4 protein-coding genes are annotated in these 5,490 nt (G+C 75.4%); 1 reads left to right on the top strand and 3 read right to left on the bottom strand.

What is annotated here, in order from left to right; genetic code table 11:
- Positions 1-143 precede the first annotated feature (143 nt).
- Genes ACWGKI_RS09725 through ACWGKI_RS09715 form a run of 3 tightly spaced genes read right to left on the bottom strand, consistent with a single transcriptional unit; the run spans position 144 to position 3,543 of the window.
- Entirely contained in the window at positions 144-1,094 is a 951-nt protein-coding gene (locus ACWGKI_RS09725; protein WP_452186542.1) for a tetratricopeptide repeat protein, read from the bottom strand.
- Positions 1,095-1,117: 23 nt separating this feature from the next.
- Positions 1,118-2,134 carry a hypothetical protein gene (locus ACWGKI_RS09720; RefSeq protein WP_380245376.1) on the bottom strand — a complete coding sequence of 339 codons (1,017 nt, stop codon included), beginning with the start codon at positions 2,132-2,134 and terminating at the stop codon, positions 1,118-1,120.
- Positions 2,131-3,543, bottom strand: a complete 1,413-nt coding sequence (locus tag ACWGKI_RS09715) for a hypothetical protein (protein WP_452186540.1) — start codon at positions 3,541-3,543, stop codon at positions 2,131-2,133. The genes ACWGKI_RS09720 and ACWGKI_RS09715 overlap by 4 nt, the downstream gene beginning before the upstream one ends.
- Positions 3,544-3,850: 307 nt before the next feature.
- Between ACWGKI_RS09715 and ACWGKI_RS09710 the strand changes: the two genes are divergently transcribed.
- The gene (locus tag ACWGKI_RS09710; protein ID WP_452186538.1) at positions 3,851-5,452 is read left to right on the top strand and encodes a hypothetical protein; all 1,602 of its coding nucleotides are present in this window, start codon (positions 3,851-3,853) and stop codon (positions 5,450-5,452) included.
- Positions 5,453-5,490: the final 38 nt, after the last annotated feature.

Raw genomic sequence — 5,490 nt, 5'->3', positions numbered from 1 at the left:
CCGCCCGGGGGGGCGCGGGGGGCCGGGCCCCCGCCCCCCCCCGCGCTCTACGGTGGGCGGTCCTCTTTCCCCCCCCCCCTGTCTTTCCGTCACCCCCCCCCCCCCCCACGATTCCAGCGCGGGGTCAGAAGTCCAGCGCGGGGTCAGTACAGGCTGATGGCGAGGCGCTGCCGCGCCTTGACCACGCGGGGGTCGGTCGGCCCGACGATCTCGAAGTACTCCACGAGACGCACGCGGAGCTTCTCCTTGGTGTCCGCGTCGGCGCCGGGCAGCAGCTCGAGCAGGCGGGCGAACGCGTCCTCGACCTTGCCGCCGAGCATGTCCGTGTCCGCGACGCCGAGCTGCGCGTCGACGTCACCGGGGGCGTCCGCCGCCGCCGTGCGCACGGCCTGCAGGTCGGCGTCGCGCGTGCGCTGCAGCAGCCGCACCTGGGCGAGGCCCGCCACGGCCAGGGCGTCCTTCGGGTCCTGCTTGATGGCCTTCTCGTAGGCGGCGACCGCGGTGTCGAGGTCGTCGCGCTCGATCGCGTCGTACGCCTCCTGGTGCAGCGGCGGCAGCGGCTCCTCCACGGGCTCGGCCTCGGCCTCGGCCGGCGCCTCGCCCTCGCCGCCCTGCGCGGGGGCACGGCCGGTGACACCGTTCTGCTCGGCGGCCGCGAGCACTTGGTCGAGGACGCCTCGCACCTGGTCCTCGGGGGCTGCGCCCTGGAAGAGCGGCAGCGGCTGGCCCTGCAGCACGGCGACGACCGTCGGCACGCCCTGCACCTGGAACGCCGCGGCGACCTGCGGGTACGCCTGGGCGTCGAGCCGGCCGAGCAGGAACCGCCCGGCGTACTCCTCGGCGAGACGCCCGAGGAGCTCGCCCAGGTCGGCGTTCGCCTTGTCGGTGGGGATCCACAGGAGCATGACCACCGGGAACGTGGTCGAGTCCTGCACCACCTGCTGGAAGTTCGCGTCCGTGACGTCCAGCACGTAGCCGCCGGCGGACGGCGCCCCGCCGGGCTCCCCCGGGGGCGGCGACTGGGGGCGGTTCAGCGCCGACAGGTCGACGGCACCGCGCACGGCGAAGGACGGATCGGGGGTGGCGTTGGTCATGGCGTCATCCTAAGAGCGGAGCGTCAGTTCGAGGCCGCCGTCGCGACGTGCGAGTACCCGAGCGGCCGGATCTTCTCGTCCGAGCCCTTCGGGGGCACGTACAGGGCCACCATGTCCGTGTACTCGGTCTTCAGCACGTTGGTCGGGTCGGCGTCGCCGAGCAGGGCCTTCTGCGTCTGCGAGAGCGCCGGGACCTTGGCCTCTTCCTCCGCCTCGACCTTCGCCGTCCCGTCGAGGACGCCCATCACCAGCGCGCCACCGTCGACCGTGCGCACGGACCGGACGTCGTCCTTGCGCGCCACGAACTTCTTCGAGTACTTCGTCCCGGACTCCTCGAACCCCGGGACGTCCTTCCACGCGGCCTCGTCCGCGGCCACGGCGGCCGTCAGGTCGGCGTCCGGCAGGGTGAACTGCTTGGCGAACGACGACTTCTTCGCCCCGAGGGTGACGATGTCGGCGTACTGCGCGAGGGCGTCGACGGGCGACGCGGCGAGCGAGTCGTCGTCCTTCGCCACCGCCTCCGATCCGATCGCGGGGTCGGCGAAGTACGGCATCTGCTGCCCGGGGATGAGCTGCACCCAGGACCACATCTTGTAGTTCTCGCGGGCCGAGGCCTGCTCGAACGCCACCAGGCGGGGCGTCTCGAGCTTCTCCGTCGCCTGCGTGATCGAGAAGCTCGTGCGCGGCCACCCCTCGGTGGTCGGGATGATCATCTGCTGGGACTCGCTCGGGATGTCCGTGACGAACTCGGCGTTGTCGCGCTCCTTCGCCACGGCGAGCTGGCTGGCGCGCACCTCGTAGGCGGGCCCGGTCACGCGCGGCTTCAGGTCCGTGCCCTTCTTGGCCTTGTCCGCCGCGTCGACCGTCTTCGCGACCGCGGCCGCCACCTGGGTGTCCTGGTCCTCGGTGAGCGCGGGCCGGCTCGACGCCGGGTCGGGCGCGGGCTGCGGGAGCTCCTGGGCGCAGCCGGCGAGCAGCGCCGAGGAGACGACGACGGCGCTCGCGACGGCCAGGCCGCGGCGGGTGGTACGGCGGTTCATCGGTTCTCCCCGTCGGTGTCGGTCGGGCGCTGCTCGGCGCCATCGGCGCCGTGGCCGGTGCGGCCCGGGTCGCCGAAGCCCCAGGTGGCGCGCCAGGCGGCAGCGCGGCCGGTGGGCGTGGCCAGGTCCGGTCGGGCGTCGCCGTCCGCCTCCGCCGGCGCGGCCTGCTGCGGGCGCACGGCGGGGATCGAGCCGGTGATGGCGCGCAGCATGCGTGTCATCCCGCCCTGCTCGGCGGCCCGGCGAGCCTCCTCCTGGGCGCGCAGCTCGCGGCGGGTCATGCGCAGGGCCCCGGTGGCGGTGGTGGGCTCCTCCGACGCTGCCGGCTCCGCCGACGCGGGCTCGTGCGGCGTCGGCTCGGCCGGGACCGGCGCGTGCGCGGTCGGCCCCGCCGCGAACGGGGCGACGGCGGTGGCGGACGCGTGCTCGGCGGGCTCGGCGGGCGAGGCACCCTCGACGAGGTCGTCACGCTGCCGGCGCCGGGACCGACGCAGCAGGCGGCCCGCGAGGGGCACCTCCGCGGTGCCCGCGGCGTCGCGCGCCGTCCCGTCCTCCGGTGCCGCGCCGTCCTCCGGAGCCGCACCGCCCTCGGGCCGGTCCGCGCCCGGCTCCCCGGTCGGCGGGGACGTGGGAGTGCCCGCGGACTCGTCGGTGGGCCGCACCGGGGCGAACGGGCCGGCCGACGGGCCGCCGAACGGGGCGGCGTGCGCCTCGTCGTCCGCCGCCGTGCCGGGCGGGTCGAGGCGCCCGTCGCTGTCGGCGCCGTCAGCGCGCTGCGCACGGACCCGGCGGCCGCCGAGCACCAGCAGCACCGCGCCGATCAGCACGAGGACGGCCCCGGCGATGACGCCCGGCCACAGGTAGGGCGTCGCGACGGTGCGCGGCCAGGTGAGCTCGAGGGTGGGCGCCTGCGCGTCCTTGCCGACACCCGCGGCGAGCAGGGTCCACCGACCCGGCCGGTCGCTCCAGCGGAGGGTGACGCTGGTGTCGTCGGAGGCCTCCGCGACCCACATGTCCGAGCCCGAGGGGTCGGGGCCGGTGGCCGGTGCCTCGTCGGTCTTGGCGTCGGCGTCGGCAGGCTTGCCCGCCGTCACGGAGAGGTTCTCCCAGTCGCTGAGGCCGGTCACGCGCGAGTACGGGTCGTTGCCGACCCACCCGGCCACGTCGACGTCGCGGCCGATCGCGAGCGCGACCTTCTGCCCCTCGGGCACGGACGCGCTGATCGTGACGTCGTCGCCGACGAGGCCCAGGACCCCGGGGTCGGTGACGACGAGCGTGCCGTCGCCGGACGGCTTGGCCGTGGCGGCCACCGTGTCGGTGGCGCGCCACACTGTGGCGGAGGCGACACCGAGCGCGGCAGCGACCAGTCCGATGAGGACCAGGACGCCGCCCAGAATGCGTTGCAGCACCGAGCTTTCCCTTCGACGTGGACAGTCCAGCATAGGGACGGCGCACCGAGCTCCGTCCATGTCGCCCCCCCTGGCGGGGGGCGGTTCACGAACCCTTCACGACTCGCGTACGTCCGCCGCGCCGCGGCTCCCGGCGGTCGCCACGACCCGCAGCGGCGAGCCGCAACCCGGCCCTCGCGGCGCGACGCCCGGGTGTGAGAAGATGCCTGGCTCGTCCCGTTGGGCAAGTATGTCCCGAGTATCGGCGCCATGGCCGCCCCACTATCCTGACGTGGCCGGGACACCCACCACATACGGAGGTCTGCACGTGTCCGACGAGCGCACGCTCTTCCCGATCACCATGCGCGGTTACGACCGCGCCCAGGTGGACGGTCACATCGCCCGACTCGAGCAGGCTCTGGAGGAGGCTCGTCGGAACGTCGAGAGCACCGACGCGCGCGCCATGCAGATCTCCTCGGAGCTGGCGCTCGCACAGCGCCAGCTGCGGGAGAACGAGAAGCCCTCCTACGCCGGTCTCGGCTCCCGCGTCGAGCGCCTCCTGCGGTCCGCGGAGGAGCAGTCGACCGAGGTGCTCACCCAGGCCAACCAGCAGGCGGCCGACATCATGGCGCGCGCCAAGCTCTCCGCCGGCCAGGTGCGTTCGCGCGCCGAGTCCGAGGCGTCGGAGCTGCTCGGCAGCGCCCGCCGGGAGGCCGAGGAGATCCGGTCCACCACCGCGGCGGAGGCCGAGGGCACGCTCCTCGCGGCCCAGCGTCGCGCCGAGGAGCTGGTCGGCTCCGCCGAGCGCGAGGCCGCCCTCATCACGAGCACGCTCTCCGCCGAGGAGTCCGAGCGCCGCGCCTCGCTCGAGCGCGAGATCGGCGTCCAGCGCTCCACCGCGGAGCGCGAGACCACCGAGCTGCGCGTCTCCACCGAGCGCGAGACGGCGCAGCAGCGGGCGCAGGCCGCCGCCGAGGCCGCCGCGCTGCGCGAGGAGGCCGACCGCGAGTCGACCGACCTGCTCGAGCGCACCCGCCGCGAGGCCGCCCGCATCATCGCCGAGGCCAAGCACCACGCCGCCGAGGCGTCGGACGCCGTCACGACCGAGCTCGAGCAGCTGCGGGAGCAGGCCCGTGCCGCGCTCGCCGACGCCGAGCTCGAGATCGCGCAGCGGCGCGAGCAGGTCGAGCACGAGGCCGCGGCCCGGCACGAGACGGCACGCCAGGAGACGGACCTCCTCGTCCGTGCGGCCGAGGAGCACGCCGCCGAGGCCGAGCAGCGCGTCGCCCTCGCGCTGCAGCAGGCGGAGAAGGTCCGGGCCGAGTCCGACGCCTACGTGAAGGCCCTCGTGGCGGACGCCCGCCGCACCGCGGACGGCATCGTCGCCGAGGCGCGCGAGTTCACCGAGCAGATGGTCTCGGACGCCCGCGTGGAGGCGGAGAACCACCGGTCCACCGCGCAGCGCCAGCTCGAGGACCTCACGCGCCGGCACGACTCGATCAACTCCTACCTCGAGGAGCTGCGCGGCCTCCTCGGCGCCGAGAAGAAGTCCGCCAAGGGCTCCTCGCGCGCGGCGGCCGACACCGACGTGCCGCCCGCCCCGGCGCCGGAGGCCGCTGCCGACGAGCCCGCCACCGCCGCTCAGCCGGGCGCCCAGGCCAAGACCGAGGCCGAGGCCACGGCCGAGATCCCGGCCGAGGACGAGCAGCCGGTCGCCGAGCCGGCGAGGGCCACGAAGAGCGCCAAGGCGGCGAAGAGCACCGGCGCCACGAAGAGCTCCGGCACCACGAAGAACACCCCGGCCGCGAAGGACGCCGAGGCTCCGAAGGGCGCCGGCGCCGCGAAGAGCTCCGAGGCCACCGCGGAACCGGCGTCGGAGGACGCCGAGCCGGACACCGAGCAGCAGGCCCGGGCCGCCTCCCAGGCCTGACCGCCCCGCGCACGACGAGGGCCGGCCACCCCATCGGG

The sequence above is a fragment of the Isoptericola sp. NPDC055881 genome (assembly GCF_053615895.1).
This window is presented reverse-complemented; position numbering and strand designations above follow the sequence as displayed.